Origin of the sequence: Amycolatopsis acidiphila, assembly GCF_021391495.1 — a bacterium.
Taxonomy (GTDB): Bacteria; Actinomycetota; Actinomycetes; order Mycobacteriales; family Pseudonocardiaceae; genus Amycolatopsis_E; species Amycolatopsis_E acidiphila.
In genome coordinates, this window is the sequence record NZ_CP090063.1 from 2,919,996 (window position 1) to 2,941,490 (window position 21,495).

23 protein-coding genes are annotated in these 21,495 nt (G+C 71.4%); 21 read left to right on the forward strand and 2 right to left on the reverse strand.

From position 1 onward, the window contains the following. The first annotated feature begins 34 nt into the window (after window positions 1-34). The 5 genes from LWP59_RS14140 to LWP59_RS14160 all read left to right on the forward strand — a co-directional run bounded on the left by LWP59_RS14140 (window position 35) and on the right by LWP59_RS14160 (window position 5,131). Window positions 35-874: a glycosyltransferase family 2 protein gene (locus LWP59_RS14140; protein WP_144634198.1), complete on the forward strand. Its 840-nt coding sequence runs from the start codon at window positions 35-37 to the stop codon at window positions 872-874. Window positions 875-944: 70 nt separating this feature from the next. Then, the gene (locus LWP59_RS14145) at window positions 945-1,763 is read left to right on the forward strand and encodes a glycoside hydrolase family 16 protein (protein WP_229857402.1); all 819 of its coding nucleotides are present in this window, start codon (window positions 945-947) and stop codon (window positions 1,761-1,763) included. A gap of 92 nt (window positions 1,764-1,855) precedes the next feature. Then, window positions 1,856-2,470, forward strand: coding sequence for a malonic semialdehyde reductase (locus LWP59_RS14150; protein ID WP_144634201.1), 615 nt, complete (start codon window positions 1,856-1,858; stop codon window positions 2,468-2,470). Between the two features lie 76 nt (window positions 2,471-2,546). Then, window positions 2,547-4,592, forward strand: a complete 2,046-nt coding sequence (thrS, locus tag LWP59_RS14155) for a threonine--tRNA ligase (protein WP_144634204.1) — start codon at window positions 2,547-2,549, stop codon at window positions 4,590-4,592. Continuing rightward, entirely contained in the window at window positions 4,589-5,131 is a 543-nt protein-coding gene (locus LWP59_RS14160; RefSeq protein ID WP_144634207.1) for an HIT family protein, read from the forward strand. The genes thrS and LWP59_RS14160 overlap by 4 nt, the downstream gene beginning before the upstream one ends. Before the next feature lie 63 nt (window positions 5,132-5,194). On the opposite strand, the gene LWP59_RS14165 is transcribed toward LWP59_RS14160, so the two are convergent. Next, window positions 5,195-5,743, reverse strand: coding sequence for a YceI family protein (locus LWP59_RS14165; RefSeq protein ID WP_144634210.1), 549 nt, complete (start codon window positions 5,741-5,743; stop codon window positions 5,195-5,197). Between the two features lie 96 nt (window positions 5,744-5,839). Here LWP59_RS14165 and LWP59_RS14170 point away from each other — a divergent pair, with 96 nt between their 5' ends. From LWP59_RS14170 to LWP59_RS14195, 6 genes are all read left to right on the forward strand, one after another. Beyond that, window positions 5,840-6,349, forward strand: coding sequence for a MarR family winged helix-turn-helix transcriptional regulator (locus tag LWP59_RS14170; RefSeq protein WP_144634213.1), 510 nt, complete (start codon window positions 5,840-5,842; stop codon window positions 6,347-6,349). A 138-nt stretch (window positions 6,350-6,487) separates the two neighbouring features. Next, entirely contained in the window at window positions 6,488-7,099 is a 612-nt protein-coding gene (gene pgsA / locus LWP59_RS14175) for a phosphatidylinositol phosphate synthase (RefSeq protein WP_144634216.1), read from the forward strand. Further along, entirely contained in the window at window positions 7,096-8,019 is a 924-nt protein-coding gene (locus tag LWP59_RS14180; protein ID WP_144634219.1) for a phosphatidylinositol mannoside acyltransferase, read from the forward strand. The genes pgsA and LWP59_RS14180 overlap by 4 nt, the downstream gene beginning before the upstream one ends. Further along, window positions 8,016-9,155, forward strand: a complete 1,140-nt coding sequence (locus LWP59_RS14185; protein ID WP_144634222.1) for a glycosyltransferase family 4 protein — start codon at window positions 8,016-8,018, stop codon at window positions 9,153-9,155. Before LWP59_RS14180 ends, LWP59_RS14185 begins: the two co-directional genes overlap by 4 nt. After that, the gene (locus LWP59_RS14190; RefSeq protein WP_144634225.1) at window positions 9,152-9,646 is read left to right on the forward strand and encodes an NUDIX hydrolase; all 495 of its coding nucleotides are present in this window, start codon (window positions 9,152-9,154) and stop codon (window positions 9,644-9,646) included. The genes LWP59_RS14185 and LWP59_RS14190 overlap by 4 nt, the downstream gene beginning before the upstream one ends. Before the next feature lie 17 nt (window positions 9,647-9,663). After that, window positions 9,664-10,131, forward strand: a complete 468-nt coding sequence (locus LWP59_RS14195; protein WP_144634228.1) for an XdhC family protein — start codon at window positions 9,664-9,666, stop codon at window positions 10,129-10,131. A 33-nt stretch (window positions 10,132-10,164) separates the two neighbouring features. Here LWP59_RS14195 and LWP59_RS14200 read toward each other — a convergent pair whose 3' ends face one another. Then, window positions 10,165-12,282 carry an elongation factor G-like protein EF-G2 gene (locus LWP59_RS14200; RefSeq protein WP_144634231.1) on the reverse strand — a complete coding sequence of 706 codons (2,118 nt, stop codon included), beginning with the start codon at window positions 12,280-12,282 and terminating at the stop codon, window positions 10,165-10,167. 224 nt (window positions 12,283-12,506) lie between these two features. Between LWP59_RS14200 and pdxS the strand changes: the two genes are divergently transcribed. From pdxS to secF, 10 genes are all read left to right on the forward strand, one after another. Next, the gene (gene pdxS, locus LWP59_RS14205) at window positions 12,507-13,421 is read left to right on the forward strand and encodes a pyridoxal 5'-phosphate synthase lyase subunit PdxS (protein ID WP_144634234.1); all 915 of its coding nucleotides are present in this window, start codon (window positions 12,507-12,509) and stop codon (window positions 13,419-13,421) included. An 81-nt stretch (window positions 13,422-13,502) separates the two neighbouring features. Beyond that, on the forward strand, window positions 13,503-14,120 hold the full coding sequence (pdxT, locus tag LWP59_RS14210; protein WP_144634237.1) for a pyridoxal 5'-phosphate synthase glutaminase subunit PdxT: 618 nt from the start codon (window positions 13,503-13,505) through the stop codon (window positions 14,118-14,120). A 128-nt stretch (window positions 14,121-14,248) separates the two neighbouring features. After that, window positions 14,249-14,995 (forward strand): YebC/PmpR family DNA-binding transcriptional regulator, encoded by a 747-nt coding sequence (locus LWP59_RS14215; RefSeq protein ID WP_144634240.1) that lies wholly within the window; start codon window positions 14,249-14,251, stop codon window positions 14,993-14,995. Between the two features lie 133 nt (window positions 14,996-15,128). After that, window positions 15,129-15,662, forward strand: a complete 534-nt coding sequence (locus LWP59_RS14220) for a DUF4262 domain-containing protein (RefSeq protein ID WP_144634244.1) — start codon at window positions 15,129-15,131, stop codon at window positions 15,660-15,662. 93 nt (window positions 15,663-15,755) lie between these two features. Continuing rightward, entirely contained in the window at window positions 15,756-16,343 is a 588-nt protein-coding gene (ruvC, locus tag LWP59_RS14225; protein ID WP_144634595.1) for a crossover junction endodeoxyribonuclease RuvC, read from the forward strand. Further along, entirely contained in the window at window positions 16,340-16,945 is a 606-nt protein-coding gene (gene ruvA / locus LWP59_RS14230; RefSeq protein ID WP_144634247.1) for a Holliday junction branch migration protein RuvA, read from the forward strand. Before ruvC ends, ruvA begins: the two co-directional genes overlap by 4 nt. Before the next feature lie 24 nt (window positions 16,946-16,969). Beyond that, window positions 16,970-18,016: a Holliday junction branch migration DNA helicase RuvB gene (gene ruvB, locus LWP59_RS14235; RefSeq protein WP_144634250.1), complete on the forward strand. Its 1,047-nt coding sequence runs from the start codon at window positions 16,970-16,972 to the stop codon at window positions 18,014-18,016. A 96-nt stretch (window positions 18,017-18,112) separates the two neighbouring features. Next, window positions 18,113-18,499 (forward strand): preprotein translocase subunit YajC, encoded by a 387-nt coding sequence (gene yajC, locus LWP59_RS14240; protein ID WP_144634253.1) that lies wholly within the window; start codon window positions 18,113-18,115, stop codon window positions 18,497-18,499. 181 nt (window positions 18,500-18,680) lie between these two features. Next, on the forward strand, window positions 18,681-20,255 hold the full coding sequence (gene secD, locus LWP59_RS14245) for a protein translocase subunit SecD (protein ID WP_144634255.1): 1,575 nt from the start codon (window positions 18,681-18,683) through the stop codon (window positions 20,253-20,255). Window position 20,256: 1 nt separating this feature from the next. Then, window positions 20,257-21,492, forward strand: coding sequence for a protein translocase subunit SecF (secF, locus tag LWP59_RS14250; RefSeq protein ID WP_144634259.1), 1,236 nt, complete (start codon window positions 20,257-20,259; stop codon window positions 21,490-21,492). Window positions 21,493-21,495 lie beyond the last annotated feature (3 nt).

Sequence of the window (21,495 nt, forward strand, 5' to 3'; positions counted from 1 at the left end):
CTGTCGGCGGGTACCACCTAAAGGGGGAATTATCGTGAGCGCGCCCGCGGTCTCCGTCTGCGTGCCGGCATACCAGGCCGAGCGGTACCTCGCCGACACTGTCTCGAGCGTCCTTTCCCAGACCTTCGCCGACTTCGAGCTGGTGGTGCTCGACAACGCCTCCACCGACCGCACGCCCGAGATCCTCGCCGGGTTCTGCGACCCCCGGCTCCGGGTCGTGCGCAACGAGCGCGTGCTCCCGCTGGCCGACAACTGGAACCGCGCTGTCGCGGAAACTACCGGGCCGCTGGTGAAACTGGTGTGCGCCGACGACCTGCTGCACCCGCGCTGCCTCGAACGCCAGCACGCGGTGCTCGCGGGCGACCCGGCGCTCGCGCTCGTCTGCAGCCGCCGCGACCTGATCAACGAGGAGGCGCGGCTGATCAGCCGCAACCGGGGGCTGCGCGGGCTGGTGGGCCGCGTGCCCAGCCCGGTGGTGATCCGCAAGATCGTCCGGCACGGCGGCAACCCGCTGGGCGAGCCGGGCGGCGCGCTGTTCCGGCGCGAGCACTTCGACGCGGTCAAGGGCTTCGACGCGCGGTGGCAGTTCCCGATGGACCTCGCGCTGTGGATCCGGCTGCTCGAGTTCGGCGACTTCTACGGGATGCGGGAGTCGCTGGCGGCCTTCCGCATCGGCCGGGGCTCGGTGTCGGCGCGGGCGCAGCGTGCCGAGTACGCCGAGCAGCGCTACCTCAGCGAACGGCTGGCGGCGGACCCGGAGTGGGACGTCCGGCGGCGCGACCGGCTCGTCGGCGCGGCGAAGGCGCCGGGGGCGCGGCTGCGCCGGCAGGCGCTCTTCCTCATCGCCAAGCGGCAGGCCGAACGGGCCGAATAACCTCACACGATCACCCGCAAGGATGTGGAGGGGTGACGGCCACCCGATCGGGGGATGTATTTTGTCGCCCGTGAGACGTCGCGTGATCATCGCCATGGTCGGCTTGCTCCTTGTGGTGGGGACCGTGTTCGCCGTGCGTGCGACCGCGGCACGGTTCGACTCCTCGGACGAGCAGGATCAGACGCCCGCGCTCGGCACGACCGCGCCGAGTGTGATCCCGACGCGGCCGTCCTCCGGGGAGGCGGGACTCGACCTGGGCTGGCAGCGCGTCGACGGCGACGAGTTCGACGCGAAGAAGCTCAGCAGCACCCGCTGGCGGGTGTACGACGGCTACAACTCGGCGTCCAAGGAGACGCTGAGCGCCAAGCAGTGCAGCCTCTCCGGCGGGGTGCTGACGATCACCGGGCTGGCGGACCAGGCCGGCACCACGTGCGGCATGGCCTGGAAGCAGAACCGGACCTTCGGCCGCTGGGAGATCCGCGCCCGGTTCCCCGCGCCCGCCGATCCCGCCTTCAACCCGGTGTTCCTGCTCTGGCCGGCCGACGACGCGAACTGGACGCAGACCGGCGAGATCGACTTCGCCGAGGAGTACGACCCGGCGCGGCAGTACGTGCAGAGCTGGCTGCACGGGCCCGGCAACACCGATGGTGGCTACTTCGCCAGCGAGCACTTCGACATGACCCAGTGGCACGACTACGCGGTGGACTGGCAGTCCGACCGGATCACCCTCTACATCGACGGCCGGCCCTGGGGTGCCTACCTGGACAAGAAGTTCATCCCGCAGAAGCCGATGCACCTGGTGATCCAGCAGAACTACAACCCCAAGCGGCCCGGCACCGTCCCGCTGGAGTCCTCGGTGCAGATCGACTGGGTGCGACTCTACAGCTGAGCGTGAGCAGGGCCACACGCTGTGTGGGAAATAGTCAAGCGCTCAACCAGGTTGGTCGGAGGTGAAGACCACCGACCTCCGAGGGAGAACCGATGACCTCCACCGCCAGCCTGGCCGATGCGCTGCACGTCCCGCAGAACGTCCAGGACCTGTTGTTCCGCGAAGCGCGCACGGCGAACAGCTTCAGCGACGAGGCGGTGAGCGACGAGCAGCTGCAGGCGATCTACGACCTGGTGAAGTGGGCCCCGACCTCGATGAACACCCAGCCCCTGCGTGCGCTGGTGGTGCGCACCGCCGAGGGCAGGGAGCGGCTGCTGCGGCACATGTCCGAGGGCAACCGCGCCAAGACCGCGAGTGCCCCGGTGACCGTGGTGCTGGCCGCCGACACCGACTTCCACGAGAACCTGCCCAAGACCTTCCCGCACGCGCCGAACGCCAAGGACAACTTCGCCGACGAGGCGGGCCGCGAGGGCTTCGCGCGGCTGAACTCGCTGCTGCAGGTGGGCTACTTCATCATCGGCGTGCGGGCCGCGGGCCTGGCCGCCGGCCCGATGACCGGCTTCGACAACGACGGCGTCGACGCCGAGTTCTTCGCCGACACCAAGTGGAAGTCGCTCGTCGTGGTGAACGTCGGCAAGCCCGGCGACAACCCCTGGTACGACCGCCTGCCGCGGCTGGACTACGACGAGGTCGTCGAGACCGTCTGAGCGGTCCCTCGCGAAAACGGAACGGCGGACGGCGGATAGCATCGATGGGTCACCACTTCGTTCGAAGGAGCCCATCGTGAACCAGCCGTCGTCCGCCGCCGCCGCACCCGCCGCCAGCGTGGTGGTGCCGGCCGGGACCACGGCCGGCACCGCGGTACGCGAGGCGGGGCTGCCCACCAAGGGCCCGGACGCGGTCGTCGTCGTCCGGGACCCCGGCGGCCGGCTGCGCGACCTGGCGTGGGCGCCCGAGGCGGAGACCCGGGTCGAGGTCGTCGCCGCGAACACCGAGGACGGCCGCAGCGTCATCCGGCACTCGGCGGCGCACGTGCTCGCCCAGGCCGTCCAGCAGCAGTTCCCGAAGGCCAGGCTGGGCATCGGCCCGCCGGTCCGGGACGGCTTCTACTACGACTTCGGCGTCGACACCCCGTTCACCCCCGAGGACCTGCAGGCGCTGGAGAAGCGCATGAAGCAGATCATCAAGGGGGCGCAGCAGTTCTCCCGGCGCGTGCTCGAGTCGGTCGAGGCGGCGCGCGAGGAGCTGGCCGAAGAGCCGTTCAAGCTCGAGCTGGTGGACCTCAAGTCCGATGTGGACACAGTGGACACCGCGGAGGTGATGGAGGTCGACAGCAACCCCGCCGGCGAGCTGACGATCTACGACAACCTCGACCCGCGCACCAAGGAGCGGGTCTGGAGCGACCTGTGCCGCGGGCCGCACGTGCCCACCACCAAGTACATCCCGGCGTTCAAGCTGACCAGGGTGGCCGCCGCCTACTGGCGTGGCGACGAGAAGAACCCGCAGCTGCAGCGGATCTACGGCACCGCGTGGGAGTCCCAGGAGGCGCAGGACGCGTACCTGGAGATGCTCGCCGAGGCCGAGCGGCGCGACCACCGCCGCCTCGGCGCCGAGCTGGACCTGTTCTCCTTCCCGGACGAGCTGGGCTCGGGCCTGCCGGTGTTCCACCCGCGCGGCGGCATCATCCGGCGCGAGCTGGAGGCGTACTCGCGGCAGAAGCACGAAGAGCACGGCTACGAGTTCGTCAACACCCCGCACATCAGCAAGGGCACGCTGTTCGAGACCTCCGGGCACCTGCCGCACTACGCCGACGGCATGTTCCCGCCCATGCAGCTCGAGGGCGCGGACTACTACGTCAAGGCGATGAACTGCCCGATGCACAACCTGATCTTCCGCTCGCGCGGGCGCTCCTACCGGGAGCTGCCGCTGCGGCTGTTCGAGTTCGGGTCGGTGTACCGGTACGAGAAGTCCGGCGTCGTGCACGGCCTCACCCGGGTGCGCGGGATGACGCAGGACGACTCGCACATCTACTGCACCAAGGAGCAGATGCAGGGCGAGCTGCGCTCGCTGCTGAGCTTCGTGCTGGACCTGCTGCGCGACTACGGCCTGGACGACTTCTACCTCGAGCTGTCCACCCGCGGCGACTCGGACAAGTTCATGGGGGAGCCGCAGGAGTGGGAGGAGGCCACCGAGGCGCTGCGCGTCGCGGCGGAGTCCTCCGGGCTGAAGCTGGTGCCTGACCCCGGTGGCGCGGCCTTCTACGGGCCGAAGATCTCCGTGCAGGCCAAGGACGCGATCGGCCGTTCCTGGCAGATGTCGACGATCCAGCTGGACTTCAACCAGCCCAAGCGGTTCGAGCTGAGCTACCAGGCCGCCGACGGCACGCGGCAGCAGCCGGTGATGATCCACCGCGCGCTGTTCGGCTCGATCGAGCGGTTCTTCGGGGTGCTCACCGAGCACTACGCGGGCGCGTTCCCGGCGTGGCTCGCACCGGTGCAGGTGGTCGGCATCCCGATCGCCGACGAGCACGCGGACCATCTGCGCGGGGTCCAGAAGGCGTTGCGCGCCAAGGGCATCCGCGCCGAGGTCGACACGGGCGACGACCGGATGCAGAAGAAGATCCGCAACCACACCACGCAGAAGGTGCCGTTCCTGCTGCTGGCGGGCGGCAAGGACGTCGAGGCGGGCGCGGTGTCGTTCCGCTTCCGCGACGGCGGGCAGCTCAACTCCGTGCCGGTGGCCGACGCGGTCGAGGCGATCGCGGGCTGGGTCGCCCGCCGCGAGAACACCTCGCCGACCGCCGAGGCGTTCGGGGCGGTCCTCGGGTGAGCGAGCCCGAACTCGTGCCGCAGGACGGGGTGGGAGTGCAGGACGCGCTCCAGCGGCTGTGGACCCCGCACCGGCTGGCGTACGTGCAGGGGCAGGACAAGCCCGAGGGCGACGAGGCGGAGGGCTGCCCGTTCTGCAGGCTGCTCGCCCTGCCCGACGAGGACGCGTTGATCATCGCGCGCGGCGAGCACGTGTGGGCGGTGCTGAACCTGTACCCGTACAACCCGGGGCATCTGATGGTGCTGCCGTACCGGCACGTCGCCGACTACCCGGACCTGAGCCGGGAGGAGACCGCCGAGCTGGCGGAGTTCACCCAGCACGCGATGAAGGTGATCCGCTCGGTGTCGGGGGCCCACGGGTTCAACATCGGGATGAACCAGGGCCCGGTCGCGGGTGCCGGCATCGCCGCGCACCTGCACCAGCACGTCGTCCCCCGCTGGGGCGGCGACATGAACTTCATGCCGGTGATCGGGCACACGAAGGTGCTGCCGCAGCTGCTGGGCGAGACGCGCACACTGCTGGCCGACGCCTGGAAGTGAGCCGCCGCAAACGAGAACCGGCCGGCTTCCCCCTCCGGGAAACCGGCCGGTTCGTGGCGGGGCTCAGGCCTGCAGGCCGGCCTCGATGTCCAGCTCGATCTTGATCTTGTCGCTCACCACGGCGGCGGGCAGCGAACCGCCGACGCCGAACTCGCCGCGGCTGATCTCGGTCGAGGCGGAGACGCCCAGCACCTTGCTGCCCGGGGCCATGCCGTCGCCGAAGCCGCCCAGGTCGGCCGCGAGGGTGACCGGCTTGGTGACGCCGTGAATGGTCAGCTCGCCGTCGATGAAGTACTCGCCGTCCTCGACGCGGATGCCGGTCGAGGTGAAGGTGATGGTCGGGAACTGCTCGACGTCCAGGAACTCGGCGCTGCGCACGTGCGCGTCGCGCTGCTCGTTGTTGGTGTCGATGCTCGCGGCCTGGATCGTCGTGGTCACCTTCGAGTCCGACAGGTTCTCCGCCGTCACGATGGTGGTCTCGACCTGGTCGAAGCGCCCCCGCACCTTCGACACGCCCAGGTGGCGCACGGTGAAGGTCACGTCGGAGTGGGTGCCGTCGATGGTCCAGGTGCCGGCGGTGTAACCGGGGATCTCGGTGGTGGACGCGGTCATGCTGAACTCCCTCTGCTTCGGGTGGCTTACTGTTGAGCCCTCAACCGAACTGTACCAACTTAAGTTGAGCGCTCAACTAGAGGTAGAATTGTCCGTATGGTGGGAACCCGATGGCTCAGCGACGAGGAGCAGCGCGTCTGGCGCGGCTTCATGGAGGCCGTGGAGATGCTGCGCGGCCACGTCGAAAGTCGGCTGCAGCGCGACTCGGGCATGCCGCAGACCTACTACCAGGTGCTCGTCGTGCTGTCCGAGACCCCCGGCCGTACGCTGCGGATGAGCGAGCTGGCCGAGCGGTGCCGGTCCTCCCGTAGCAGGCTCTCCCACGCGGTGGCCAGGCTCGAGGAGAACGGCTGGGTCCGCCGTGACGAGTGCCCCACCGACAAGCGGGGCGCGTTCGCGACGCTGACCGCCGAGGGGTTCGCGGCGATCGAGGCCGCGGCGCCCGGGCACGTCGCCGCCGTCCGCGAAGCGCTCTTCGACGTGCTGTCCCCCGATCAGGTCAAGACGCTCGGTGAGATCACCGACGCGATCCGTGACGGGCTGACCCCCCGCTGCGCTGCCGCGATGGCCGAGACGGAGGCCGTCGAGACCCGCTCGGCACGCTGATCGTCCCCATTGGGTGCGCCGGGGCGTTAATGCCTGGTGGCGGGTCGATAGGCTGCGCTCGGACCAACTCCTATCACGCAGCCAGGTGACGTTGACAGCGATGAGCAAGCCGGCCGACTCCTCCTCCCCGCAGATCTGATGCTGAACATCTTCGCGCGCGCGTCGGTGTCCCGCGCCCTCGATCCACTCGCCCGCGTGCTGCTGCGCGCCGGGGTCACGCCGAACGTCATGACGGTGCTGGGCACCACCGGCGCCATCGCGTGCGCCATCGGCTTCTTCCCCGCGGGCCTGCTGCTCTGGGGCACCTTCACGGTGTGGGGCTTCGCCATGCTGGACCTGCTCGACGGCGCCATCGCGCGCGCCCGCGGGCACGGCACCCCGTTCGGCGCGGCGCTGGACGCGACGTGCGACCGGCTGGTCGACGGTGCCCTGTTCGGCGCGATCGCCTGGTGGTGCTTCGTCGAGTGGGGCAACCTGCGTGCCGCGGGCGCCGCGCTGGTGTGCCTGGTGCTGGGGCAGGTCATCTCCTACATCAAGGCCCGCGCGGAGGCGTCCGGGCTGTCGGCCGACGGCGGGCTCATCGAGCGTGCCGAGCGGCTGATCATCGCGCTCGTCGGCACCGGACTGCAGGGCCTGCACGTGCCGTACGCGGTCGAGGCGACCCAGTGGCTGCTCGCGCTGCTGTCCGCGGTGACCCTGGGGCAGCGGATGGTCGCCCTCGCCGCCTCTGCCCGGGAGGCGCATCCGTGAGCGGTTTCGCCCAGCGCGCGAGCGATCTCGGCTACGCCGCCGGCTGGCAGCTGGTCCGCCGGCTGCCGCCGGGGCTGGCCGGGGCCGCGTTCGGGCTGGGTGCCGACTTCGCCGCCCGCCGGGACGGGCCGGGCGTGCGCCAGCTGCGGAAGAACCTGACCCGGGTGGTGCCGCAGGCGGGCCCGGCCGAGCTGGACGAGCTGACCCGCCGCGCGCTGCGGTCCTACGCCCGGTACTGGCAGGAGCTGTTCCGGCTGCCCGCGATGGACCACGACGACGTCCGGTACAAGGTCGACGAGGCCATCACCGGGGTGGAGAACATCGACGCCGCGCTGGCCGAGGGCAACGGCGCCGTGTGCGTGCTGCCGCATTCGGGCAACTGGGACGCGGCGGGCCTGTGGATGGTCGGCTACGCGGGTTCGTTCACCACGGTCGTCGAACGGCTGCGGCCCGACTCGGTCTACCGCCGGTTCGTCGGGTTCCGCGAGTCGCTCGGGTTCGAGATCCTGTCCGCGTCCGGGGGCACCGGCTCGTTCCGGCTGCTGCTGCAGCGCCTGCGCGAGAACAAGGTCATCTGCCTGGTGGGGGACCGGGACCTGACCGGCTCGGGCGTGCCGGTCGAGTTCTTCGGCGAGCGCACCAGGATGCCGGCGGGCGCGGCCCGGCTCGCGGTGAGCACCGGTGCCGCCCTGCTGCCGGTGGGCATGTGGTTCACCGACGACGGCTGGGGCGTGCGGGTGCACCCGCGCATCCGGGTCACCGCGCGGGCCGAGATCCCCGCCGCGGTTCAGGCGATGGCCGACATCTTCGCCGGTGACATCGCCGCGCATCCCACGGACTGGCACATGATGCAGAAGCTGTGGACCGCCGACTTCGACGCCGCCGAGCCGCGGCCCGCGGAGGAGGCGGCGGCCGGGTGAAGATCGGCATCGTCTGTCCCTACTCGTTCGACGTCCCCGGCGGTGTGCAGGGGCACGTGGTCGACCTCGCGCGCGCGCTCATCGCGCGCGGGCACGAGGTCTCGGTGCTCGCCCCCGCCGACGAGGACGCGGACCTGCCGGAGTTCGTGCACCCGGCGGGCAAGGCGCTCGGCATCCCGTACAACGGGTCGGTCGCGCGCCTGCAGTTCGGGCCGGTGTCCTACGCGCGTGTGCGCCGGTGGCTGCGGGAGGGTGCTTTCGACGTCCTGCACCTGCACGAACCCGCCGCGCCGAGCCTGTCCCTGCTCGCGCTGAAGGTCGCCGACGGGCCGATCGTCGCGACCTTCCACACCTCGACGCCCCGCTCGCGCACGCTCTCGGCGTTCCAGCCCGTGCTGCGGCCGCTGCTGGAGAAGATCACCGCGCGGATCGCCGTCTCCGCGCTGGCGCGCCGGGTTCAGGTCGAGCACGCCGGCGGCGACGCCGTCGAGATCCCCAACGGCGTGGACGCGGACCTGTTCGCCCGAGCGTCCCCTTTGGACGGTTACCCGCGCGCGGGCGGCACGCTCGGTTTCGTCGGCCGGTTCACCGAACCACGCAAGGGCATGGCCGTCCTGCTCGAAGCCGCGCGCCGGATCCTGCCGGAGTTCCCGGAGCTGAAGCTGCTGGTGGTCGGGCGCGGCGAGCCGGAGGAGCTGCGGCGGATGGCCGGGCCGCTGCTGGCCCCGCACATCGAGCTGCTCGGCCAGGTCGACGACGCGACCAAGGCCCGCGCGTTGCGCAGCGTCGACGTCTACTGCGCGCCCAACCTCGGCGGCGAGAGCTTCGGGATGATCCTCACCGAGGCGATGGCCGCGGGCACCGCGGTCGCCGCGAGCGGCCTGGACTCCTTCCGCCGCGTGCTCGACGACGGCCGGGCCGGGGTGCTCTTCCCGCCCGGCGACCCCGGCGCGCTGGCCGAGGCCCTGCGTGACCTGCTCACCGACCCCACTCGCCGCGGCTCGCTGGCGGCCGCGGCGGGGGAGCGGGTGGCGATCTACGACTGGTCCGTCGTGGTGACCCAGGTGCTGCGGGTCTACGAGGCGGCCGTGGCCGCCGACCCACGGCGGGTCAGCGCGGCGGAGGTGTCCCCGTGAGCTGGTTCGTGGCGCTGCTCGCCGTCCTCGCCGCCGTCATCGTGCTCGGCGGGCTCTTCCTGGTCGCGACCGCCAACCGGCTGGATCGCCTGCACGTCCGCCTGGACGCGGCCTGGGCCGCGCTCGACGCGGCGCTCGCGCGGCGCGCGGTGGTCGCCAGGACAGTCGCCGCGGGCGCGCTCGGCGGAGCCGAGGCCACGGCGGTGCTGCAGGCGGCCGACGCCGCCGAGGCGGCGCCCCGGGCCGAGCGCGAGGACGCCGAGAACGAACTGACCAAGCTGCTCGCCGCCGTCGAGCGTGACCTGCTGCCGTCCCGGCTGGCCGGCGAGCTCGCCGACGCCGAGCACCGGGTCGTGATCGCCCGGCGGGTGCACAACGACGCGGTCCGCGACACGCTCGCCCTGCGGCGGCGGCGCAAGGTGCGCTACTTCAAGCTGGCCGGGACCGCGGCACAGCCGTCGTACTTCGAGATCGTGGAACCCGTGCTCTGAGTGGCAGACTCGGCACCATGACCGACCCTTCCTGCGCCGTGGCGCACGGCGAAGCCGAACCGCGGACCGACACCCGCACGCTCGTGGCCGTGTTCGCCACGCCCGTCGCCGAGTACCTGCTGAAGTACGGCAGCGACCTCGGCTACCGCACGGTGCTGCACGACCCGAAGGACGGCGAGCTGCCCGAGCTGGACGGCACGGCCGACGTCGTGGTGACCGACCACCACCGCGACGAGCTCGGCGAGGTGCTGCGGGACGTGCTCGCCCACCCGGTCCGCTGGGTCGGCGTGATGGGCAACCCGCACCACGCCGGGCCGCATGTGGAAGCGCTCAAGCAGCTCGGCGTGGCGGCCGAGCAGATCGACCGGGTGCACCGGCCGATCGGGCTCAACATCGGCTCGCGGACCCCGCCCGAGATCGCGCTCGCGACGCTGGCCGGGCTGGTGGCCGACCGCAACGGGCGCCCGGGCGGGTTCGAGTTCTGACCGCCGCCCGCAGCGCATCCGCCGCGGGCGACCTCAGCCGGTCCGGACTCCTTCCGGCATCAGGTCGAAGCGCGCGTGCCGCCGGGTGAACGTGGCCGTGCCCGAACTCAGCGACCGCAGGTCGGTGGCGTACCGCAGCAGCTCCGTCGCCGGCACCTCGCCACGCACGAGCGTCCGCCCGCCCTGTGCCGCCTCGGTGCCCAGCACCCGCCCGCGGCGTGACGAGAGGTCGCCCAGCACGCTGCCCAGATGCTCGTCCGGCAGCAGCACCGTCACCTCGTCGACCGGCTCCAGCAATGAGATCCGGCTGTTCGCGGCGGCGTCCTTGAGCGCCATCGCCCCGGCGGTCTGGAACGCCGCGTCGGAGGAGTCGACGCTGTGCGCCTTGCCGTCCACCAGCGTCACCCGGATGTCGACCACCGGGTTCCCCGAGGACAGCCCGCGCTGCAGCTGCGCGCGCACGCCCTTCTCCACGCTCGGGATGAACTGGTGCGGCACCGAGCCGCCGACGACCCGGTCCACGAACTCGAAGCCCCCGCCGCGGGGCAGCGGCTCGACCTGGATGTCGCACACGGCGTACTGACCGTGCCCGCCGGACTGCTTCACATGCCGCCCGTGGCCCTTCGCCGGGCTCGCGAACGTCTCGCGCAGGCTGATCTTCACCGGTTCGGTGTCGACCTCGGCGCCGCCCGCGCGCAGCCGCGACAGCACGACGTCCGCGTGCGCCTCGCCCATGCACCACAGCACCAGCTGGCTGGTCTCCGCGTTGCGCTCCAGGCGCAGTGTCGGGTCGCCCGCCACGAGCCGGGACAGGTTGCGCGCCAGGGTGTCCTCGTCGCTGCGGTTGTGCGCGACGATCGCCACCGGCAGCAGCGGCTCCGGCATGGTCCACGGCCGCATCAGCAGCGGGTCCTCCGGCGAGGACACCGTGTCCCCGGTCTCCGCCGAGCCGATCTTGGTCAGCGCGCAGAGGTCGCCGGCCACGCAGTAGGGCACCTCGCGCAGGTTCGCGCCCAGCGGCGAGTACAGGTGCGCGACGCGCTCGTCGGCGTCGTGGTCGTCGTGACCCCGCTCGGCGAGGCCGTGCCCCGAGACGTGCACCGGCCGCTCCGGGCGCAGCGTGCCGGAGAAGACGCGGACCAGCGAGACCCGGCCGACGTAGGAGTCCACCGCCGTGCGCACCACCTCCGCCGCCAGCGGCCCGGCCGGGTCGGCCCGCAGCTCGTCGTGCGGGCCTCCGCCGACCGAGCTGACCTCGGGCAGCGGATGCTCCAGCGGCGACGGGAACGCGCGGGCGATCCCGTCGAGCACCTCGGCCAGGCCGAGCCCGCTGGTCGCGCACACCGGGATGACCGGGTGGAACGTGCCGCGGGCGACCGCGGTCTCCAGGTCGGCGATCAGCGTGGCCTCGGGGATCTCCTCGCCGCCGAGGTAGCGGTCCATCAGGCCCTCGTCCTCGCTCTCGGCGATGACCCCCTCGATCAGCTCGTTGCGGGCCTCGGTCATCCGGTCCAGGTCCGCGGGATCGGGCTCGGCGAGCACCGGCGGGAAGCCGTTCGAGTAGTCGTAGAGCCGTTGCGTGATCAGGCCGACGAGGGCGGGCCGGTCCCCGCTCGCGGGCAGGTACAGCGGCAGCACCCCGGCACCGAAGGCCTCCTGGCAGGCGGCGATCTCGCCGAGGATGTCCGCGCGCTGGTGGTCGGTGCGGGCGATGACCACCGCCCGCGGCATGCCGACCGCAGCGCACTCCTCCCACAGGGTGACCGTCGCCGGGTCCACGCCCTCGGCCGCGCACACGACGAACAGTGCCGCGTCGGCCGCGCGCAGCCCGGCTCTCAGCTCGCCGACGAAGTCCGCGTATCCGGGCGTGTCGATGAGGTTGATCTTCACGTCGTGGTACCGGACGGGGGCCACCGACAGGCCGACCGAGCGCTGCTGGCGCACCGCTGCCGGGTCGTGGTCGCAGACCGTGGTGCCCTCGGTGACGGAACCGGCCCTGCTGACGGTGCCGGACACCGCGAGCAGGGCCTCGGTGAGGGTGGTCTTGCCCGAACCCGACGGGCCCACCAGGACGACGTTGCGCAGCTTGCGGGGGTCGTCCACAGCGACCGCGGCCCCGGCATCACCGTTTCTGGACTGCTTCTCGGCCATGAGCAGGCCTCCCGGGACTTCGGTGTCTGTTACGGGTGTGCCCTCGATCACACACCCGTCGGACACGCCCCGGCAACCCCGTGTCCACCAGGACACCCGTCTGCCTGTCCCGGAGGCGAAAGTGGCCTTCCGGAATCGAGGCTTACTGGCCTGGGGAAGCGGTCCACCTCGACCTAGAATCGAGGTGTACAACCCATCCGTTCTGCCCCCGAAAGGCGTGTTCCGTGTCCGAAGTTCCCAGCACTGGTTCCCCTGTGTCCGAGCGCGGCACCGCGCGTGTCAAGCGCGGCATGGCCGAGATGCTCAAGGGCGGCGTGATCATGGACGTGGTCACCGCCGAGCAGGCCAAGATCGCCGAGGACGCCGGCGCGGTGGCCGTGATGGCGCTCGAGCGGGTGCCCGCCGACATCCGCGCGCAGGGCGGCGTGGCCAGGATGAGCGACCCGGACCTGATCGACGGCATCATCGAGACCGTCTCGATCCCGGTCATGGCGAAGGCGCGGATCGGCCACTTCGTCGAGGCGCGGGTGCTGCAGTCGCTCGGGGTGGACTACATCGACGAGTCCGAGGTGCTCACCCCCGCCGACTACGCCAACCACATCGACAAGTGGGCGTTCACCGTGCCGTTCGTGTGCGGGGCGACGAACCTGGGTGAGGCGCTGCGCCGGATCAACGAGGGCGCCGCGATGATCCGCTCGAAGGGCGAGGCCGGCACCGGCGACGTGTCGAACGCGACCACCCACATGCGCAAGATCCGCGGCGAGATCAAGCGGCTGACGTCGCTGCCGGAGGACGAGCTCTACGTCGCGGCCAAGGAGCTACAGGCGCCGTACGAGCTGGTGCGCGAGGTGGCGGAGAAGGGCAAGCTGCCGGTGGTGCTGTTCACCGCTGGCGGCATCGCCACCCCTGCCGACGCGGCGATGATGATGCAGCTCGGCGCCGAGGGCGTGTTCGTCGGCTCGGGCATCTTCAAGTCGGGCAACCCGGCCAAGCGCGCCGAGGCGATCGTCAAGGCGACCACGTTCCACGACGACCCGGACGTGATCGCCAAGGTTTCCCGCGGCCTGGGCGAGGCGATGGTGGGCATCAACGTGGACGACGTCCCGGAGCCGCACCGCCTCGCCGAGCGCGGCTGGTAGTCCCTCGGATGCGGCGTGCCCGGCTCGCCGGGCACGCCGTTTCCGTGTGTCCGCGGCATAGAGTGGAACAGAGGAGGTCACGTGACCACGAACCCGCTGATCGGGGTGCTCGCGCTGCAGGGTGACGTGCGGGAGCACGTCGGCCTGCTCGAGCGCGCCGGAGCCAGGGCGGTACCGGTGCGGCGGCCGGCCGAGCTGGCCGGGGTGGACGGGCTGGTCCTGCCGGGTGGGGAGTCGACCACGATGTCCCGCCTGCTGGAGACGTTCGAGCTGCTCGAACCGCTGCGCGAGCGCATCGCCGCCGGGATGCCGGCCTACGGCTCCTGCGCGGGCATGATCCTGCTCGCCCGCCAGGTCCTCGACGGGCGCCCCGACCAGCGTCAGCTCGACGGGCTGGACGTGGTCGTGCGGCGCAACGCCTTCGGCAGGCAGGTCGACTCCTTCGAGGGAGACCTCGATTTCCAGGGGCTCGACGGCGGCCCGGTGCACGCCGTGTTCATCCGGGCCCCCTGGGTGGAGAAGGCCGGCGACGGGGTGGACATACTGGCTCAGGTGCCCGACACGGTCGAGGCCGGGGACGCGGCCGCTAGGATCGTCGCGATCCGGCAGGGGCCGGTGCTCGCCACGGCCTTCCATCCGGAGCTCACGGGGGACGAGCGGGTGCACCGCCTGTTCGTCGGCATGGTGCGCGACGGGTAAGAGGATGTAACTGGAGGAGACACCCTCCAACGATGAGAGCACGGAGGAGAGATGAGCGGCCACTCCCGGTTCGGGATGTCACAGTGGCGGCCACGAAGCCTCCGCAACGATGAGAGCACGGAGGAGAGATGAGCGGCCACTCCAAGTGGGCGACCACGAAGCACAAGAAGGCCGTCATCGATGCCAAGCGGGGCAAGCTGTTCGCGAGACTGATCAAGAACATCGAGGTCGCCGCGCGGACCGGTGGCGGTGACCCGGAAGGCAACCCGACGCTCTACGACGCCATCCAGAAGGCGAAGCGCAACTCCGTCCCGCAGGACAACATCGAGCGCGCGCGCAAGCGCGGCGCCGGTGAAGAGGCCGGCGGCGCCGACTGGCAGACGATCAACTACGAGGGCTACGGCCCGAACGGGGTCGCGGTGCTCATCGAGTGCCTGACCGACAACCGCAACCGCGCCGCGTCGGAGGTCCGCACGGCGCTGACCCGCAACGGCGGCTCGCTCGCCGACCCCGGCTCGGTGGCCTACCTGTTCAACCGCAAGGGCGTGGTGATCATGCCCAAGAACGACGTGGCCGAGGACGACGTGCTGATGGCCGTGCTCGACGCGGGCGCCGAGGAGGTCAACGACCTCGGCGAGAACTACGAGATCGTCTCCGAGGCCACCGACCTCGTCTCGGTCCGGAAGGCCTTGCAGGACGCCGGGTTCGACTACGAGTCCGCGGACGCGAGCTTCCTGCCGTCGGTCAGCGTGCCGCTGGACGCCGAGGGCGCGAAGAAGGTCTTCAGGCTGATCGACGCCCTCGAGGACTGCGACGACGTGCAGAACGTGTACGCGAACTTCGACGTGCCCGACGAGGTGCTGGCCGAGGTCTGAGGCTTTGGTGTAGGCGCAGATTCGATGTGCCGGCCGAGGTCTGACACTTTCGGCTGAGAAAATCCCGGCATGCCAGGCATGCCGGGATTTTTTTGCGGACAGGCACTGGGCGTGCGCGGGCCGGTACGGCACAATGGCCGCCGTGACGACCGAGACGACGGCCGAGGCGCTCGCCCCCGAAGATCACGACCTTCTCGAGTGGATCGTGGCCGAGGCCGAGCGCCGGGGAAACGCGGTCATCTCGGTTCCCCGTGACGACAAGGGATCCGGCTACTGCTTCACCGCGTGCGTGTGGGCGCTGCACCAGGTTCCCGAGGCCGTCGTCGTCGGGCTGCCCGAGCACATGGCGCAGGTGCTGCTCGACGCCTACGTCGACCGCGCCGCCACCGGCGGGCCGTTCGAGCCCGGGCGTGTGTACGAAGACTTCTTCGAGAATGTGCCGGTCGTCTTCGAGACCGTCAACCCCGGGCACTACCCCGAGTACTTCGGCAGCGCCTTCCTCGTCTACCCCGACGGGGACTTCCCCGCCGTGCAGATCATCGTCCCCACCCCCGAGGGGCACTGGCCGTGGAGCGCCGACGCGCCCGAGGGCTTCGCCGAGTGGGAGCCCGTGCTGACCGACTCCGGCCGCCCCGAGAGCTGGACCCCGGGCGTCGACGGTCCATAGTGGACACGGCTTCACCCCGGCGCGTCCTGTCCGGCGATCGGCACCCGACCCGGTAGCCTCCGAACTGGTGTTCGGGTGAGGAAGGCGGATCAGGTGCGAGTGCTCGGTGTCGACCCGGGTCTGACGCGATGCGGGCTCGGGGTGGTGGACGGCGGGACCGGGCGGACGGTCAGCTGCGTCGCGGTGGACGTCGTGCGCACGCCGGTCGACGCCTCCCTGGCGAACCGGCTGCTGCAGGTCTCCGAGGCCATCGAGGAGTGGCTGGACCGCTACCGGCCCGAGGCCGTCGCCGTCGAGCGGGTGTTCAGCCAGCACAACGTGCGCACGGCGATGGGCACCGCGCAGGCCGGGGGAGTGGTGGCGCTGGCCGCGGCGAGGCGCGGGCTGCCCGTCGTGTTCCACACCCCGAGCGAGGTCAAGGCGGCCGTCACCGGCTCCGGCCGTGCGGACAAGGCGCAGGTCACGAGCATGGTGACCCGGCTGCTGAACCTGCCGCACGCGCCGCACCCGGCGGACGCCGCGGACGCGCTCGCCCTCGCGATCTGCCACCTGTGGCGCGAGCCGATGCGGGCCCGCCTCGCCGAGGCGGAGGCCCGCGCGGCGGAGCTGGCCAGGACCCACCGGGCCCGGCTCGCGGCCGCGGCCAAGGCGGCGGCGAAGATGAAGGGAGCGGCGCGATGATCTCGTCGGTGCGCGGGGAGGTGCTATCGGTCGGGCTCGACCACGTGGTCGTCGAGGTCGGCGGGGTGGGCCTCGCGGTGCAGGCCACGCCCTCGACGCTCGCGACGCTGCGCCGGGGCGAGCAGACCCGGCTGCACACCGCGCTCGTGGTCCGCGAGGACTCGCTCACCCTGTTCGGGTTCGCCGGCGCCGACGCCCGCGAGTTGTTCACCCTGCTGCAGACCGTGTCCGGCATCGGGCCGCGGCTCGCGCTGGCCGCGCTCGCCGTGCTCGACCCGGACAAGCTGCGCACCGCGCTCGCCGAGGGCAACATCACCGTGCTCACCCAGGTCCCGGGCATCGGCCGCAAGGGCGCCGAGCGGCTGTCGCTGGAGCTGCGCGACAAGGTCACGGCCGTCGGCGGCGCCGGGGCGGAGGCGATGCCCGCCGCGGGTGCGACCGTCCGCGCGGAGGTCGTCGAGGCGCTCACCGGCCTCGGGTTCCCGCTCAAGCAGTCCGAGCAGGCGGTGGAGAAGGTGCTGGCGGGCACTGGTGGTACTGCGGCGGCCGACACCGCGACGGTGCTGCGCGCCGCCCTGACCACCCTCGGCCGCAAGGGCTAGGCCTCCGGCGTGCACGATGACAGCGTGACCGAATTCGACGCCGACGAGACCCTCTCGGCGCTGCCGCAGACCGGCGAGCGCGAGGTCGAGACGACGCTGCGCCCGCGCAGGCTGGCGGAGTTCGTCGGTCAGCCCCGGGTCCGCGAGCAGCTGGAGCTGGTGCTGGAGAGCGCCCGCCGGCGCGGCGTCCCGCCCGACCACGTGCTGCTGTCGGGCCCGCCCGGGCTCGGCAAGACGAGCCTCGCGATGATCATCGCGGTCGAGCTCGACGCGGCGATCCGGATCACCTCCGGCCCCGCGCTGGAACGCGCGGGCGACCTGGCCGCGATGCTGTCCAACCTCGCCGAGGGCGACGTGCTGTTCATCGACGAGATCCACCGGATCGCCCGGCCCGCCGAGGAGATGCTCTACCTCGCGATGGAGGACTTCCGCGTCGACGTCGTCGTCGGCAAGGGCCCGGGCGCGACCAGCATCCCGCTGGAGATCGCGCCGTTCACCCTCGTCGGGGCCACCACCCGCTCCGGCGCGCTGACCGGCCCATTGCGCGACCGCTTCGGCTTCACCGGCCAGATGGAGTTCTACGCCGACCACGAGCTGGACCAGGTCGTCCGGCGTGCGGCCGCCATCCTGGGCATCGAGGTCGACGCCGAGGCCAGTGCCGAGATCGCCCGCCGCTCGCGCGGCACGCCCCGGATCGCCAACCGGCTGCTCCGGCGCGTGCGCGACTACGCCGAGGTCAGGGCCGACGGGCACATCACGCTGGCGGTCACCCGGGCCGCGCTCGAGGTCTACGATGTGGATGAGCTGGGCCTGGACCGGCTGGACCGGGCGGTGCTCGGCGCGCTGGTCAACTCGTTCGGCGGCGGACCCGTCGGGGTCTCCACGCTGGCGGTCGCGGTGGGTGAGGAGCCGACCACGGTCGAAGAGGTGTGCGAACCCTATCTGGTTCGCGCGGGTATGCTCGCCCGGACTCCACGGGGACGGGTGGCCACCCCCGCCGCGTGGGAGCACCTCGGCCTCCGTCCGCCACCGGACTACGGCCGGTCGGACCAGTCGGCGCTGTTCGATTAGCACGCCACTGGTGAATACCGCGGTGGCACCTGGCACACTCGAAAGAGCACATCCGGACAAATAGGTGCGCGCGCCGCGTGTGCCGAATGGAGAATCATGAACCAGCTTTTCCTGCCGTTGCTCCTCATGCTCGTGGTGGCGATCCCGCTGATCATGGGTAGCCGGAAGCAGAAGCGCGCCGCGGCGGAGCAGAAGCGGCTGCAGGGCGACCTGACCGAGGGCGACCGCGTGATGACCACGTCGGGCCTCTACGGCACCGTGGCCGACACCAGCGACGAGACCACGATCGACGTGGAGATCGCGCCGGGCGTCGTCACCACCTGGCTGCGCCAGGCGGTGCGCGAGAAGGTCGCCCCGGTGGTCGACGAGGCCGAGGAGATCGAGGACGCCGAGCCCGCGACGGTCGAGGCCGTCGACGAGACGCCGGCCCAGCAGCAGTCCGGCGCCCAGGTCGCGCCGCCGCTCGAGCACGGCAAGAAGTAGCCCGGGTGCCCGCCGCCCGAGCCGGTGCCGGCGAACGGGCGGCCCGCTCGGATGCCGGCCCCTGGCGCTGGAGGCGGCGCCGGGGGCACAACGCTGCCCTAACGGGCCACCGAGTAGTGTCTCGGTGCTAGCAGCGGGCCACCAGCCCGGGTTCTGACCATCCCCGAGGAGAACGACCACCGTGGCACCACCGGCCGGGCGGATCCGCCCGGGACGCTATCTCGTCTTCTTCGTCTTGATCGTGGTCGTGCTCTACGCGCTGGTGTTCCTCACCGGTGGCGGGAAGCCCACCCCCAAGCTGGGCATCGACCTGCAGGGCGGCACGCGGGTCACGCTCAGCGCGCGCACGCCCGACGGCTCGGCCCCGTCGAAGGACTCGCTCAACCAGGCCCGCCAGATCATCGAGAGGCGCGTCAACGGCTTCGGCGTGAGCGGCGCCGAGATCATCCTCGACGGCAACAACATCGTCATCACCGTGCCCGGTGAGCAGGGCGGCGACGAGGCGAAGAAGCTGGGGCAGACGGCGAAGCTGGGCTTCCGCAAGGTGCTCGACGCGCAGACCCCCACCACGCCACCCGCTCCGGCGGTGCCCGGCGCCGACGACCAGACCCCCCAGCTGATCCAGCAGGCGAAGGCCACGCGGCAGGACGCGGGCCTGGTCACCGGCACCGGCAACAGCGTCGCCGAGTCCGCGACGGCGCAGCAGGCGCTGGCCGCGTTCACCTGCGCGGCCCATGACCCGCTGCGCGGCAACGACGACCCGAACCTGCCGCTGCTGACGTGCAACCAGGACGGCAGTGAGAAGTACCTGCTGGGTCCGGTGTTCCTGCAGGGCACGGAGATCGACAACGCGGTGGCCTCGCCGCCGGCGCAGAACAAGCCCGGCTGGACCGTCGACCTGACGTTCAAGTCCGCCGGCAGGCAGATCTGGGCCGACTTCACCACGAAGAACATCCAGCAGCGCGCGGCGTTCGTGCTGGACACGCAGGTGGTGTCGGCGCCGACGATCCAGAGCGCGATCGTGGACGGCAACACCCAGATCAGCGGCAGCTTCACCCAGCAGCAGACCAAGGACCTCGCCGACGTCCTCAAGTACGGCTCGCTGCCGCTGTCGTTCACGTCCTCGGACGCCACCACCGTGTCGGCCACCCTCGGCCTCGCGTCGCTGAAGGCCGGCCTCATCGCCGGTGGCCTCGGCCTGGCGCTGGTGTTCGTGTACTGCCTGTTCTACTACCGCCTGCTCGGCGCGCTCACCATCGTCTCGCTGGCCCTGTCCGGACTGGTCGTGTACTCGGTGCTGGTGCTGCTGGGCCGCTGGATCGGCTTCACCCTCGACCTCGCGGGCGTCGCCGGGTTCATCATCGCGATCGGAGTCACGGCGGACTCGTTCGTCGTGTTCTTCGAACGGCTCAAGGACGAGATACGCGAGGGCCGCACGTTCCGGTCCGCGGTGCCGCGCGGGTGGACCAGGGCGCGGCGCACCATCCTGGCCTCCGACGCGGTCATGTTCCTCGCCTCCGCGGTGCTCTACGCGATCGCGGTCGGCGACGTGCAGGGCTTCGCCTTCACCCTCGGCATGTCGACGGTGCTCGACCTGGTCGTGGTGTTCCTGGTGACCCATCCGCTGGTGTCGCTCGCCGCGAGGTCGAAGACCCTGTCCAACCCCAAGCTCACCGGGCTCGGCGGCGTGCAGCACCTCGCCGACGAGCGCCGGAGCGCACGGAAAGCCGCCGGTGCGGCCGCGAAGGAGGCGTGAGGTGGCCAGCCCCGAAAAGGACACGCCCACTCCGACGACCTCGGTGAAGAAGGGCAGCGTCTTCCACCGGCTCTACGTCGGCACAGGCGCGTTCGACATCGTCGGCAAGCGCAAGCGGTGGTACGTCTTCTTCGGCGCACTGGTGCTCGTGTGCATCGCCTCGATGGGCGTCCGCGGGTTCAACCTGGGCATCGAGTTCGAGGGCGGCACGCAGATCCAGCTGCCGGCCCACGGTGCGCACGGCACGATCACCCCGGACCAGGCGAAGCAGGTCTTCGCGGACGCGCTCGGGCAGCAGGCCTCCTCCGCGCAGACGGTCGGCGTCGGCAGCGCCGCGACCGTGCAGATCCGGTCCGCGGCGCTCGACGAGAACGACGTGTCGAAGGTCGAGCAGGCGCTGTTCCAGCAGCTGCAGCCGATCGGCTCGAACGGCCAGCCGAGCGCGCAGTCGATCAGCGACAGCGCGGTGAGCGCGTCGTGGGGCGGGGAGATCTCCCGCCAGGCCCTGATCGCGCTCGCCGTGTTCATCGTGCTGGTGACGATCTTCCTGGCGATCTACTTCGAACGCTGGATGGCGGTCGCGGCGCTCATCTCGCTGATCCACGACATCGTCGTCACCGCCGGGGTCTACTCACTGGTGGGCTTCGAGGTGACCCCGGCGACCGTGATCGGCCTGCTCACGATCCTCGGCTTCTCCCTCTACGACACGGTCGTGGTGTTCGACAAGGTGCGGGAGAACTCGCGGGGCCTGCTGGGGCTGACCAGGCGGACCTACGGCGAGACGGCGAACCTGGCGCTGAACCAGACGCTGATGCGCTCGATCAACACCTCGGTGATCGCGTTGCTGCCGGTGCTGGGCCTGCTGATCGTGGGCTACATCCTGCTGGGCTCGGGCACGCTGCAGGACCTCGCGCTCGTGCAGCTGACCGGCATGCTGGCCGGCGTGCTGTCGTCGCTGTTCCTGGCGACGCCGCTGCTGGTCGACCTCAAGATGCGGGACCCGAAGTTCAGGCAGCAGGCCGAGCGCGTGCGTGCCCGGCGGGCCAACCTCGCCCGCAAGGCCGCCGACCGCGAGGTGCTGGACGACAGCTTCGACCCGACCGACGACGAGTCGCTCGACGCCGAGCTGCGCAAGGAGAAGGCCTACGCCGCGGCGGCCAGCGTGCCGTCGCGCACGCCGAAGGCCGGCCGGCAGCAGCCCGGCAAGGGACGGCCCTCGGGCAAGCGGAAGCGCTGAGGC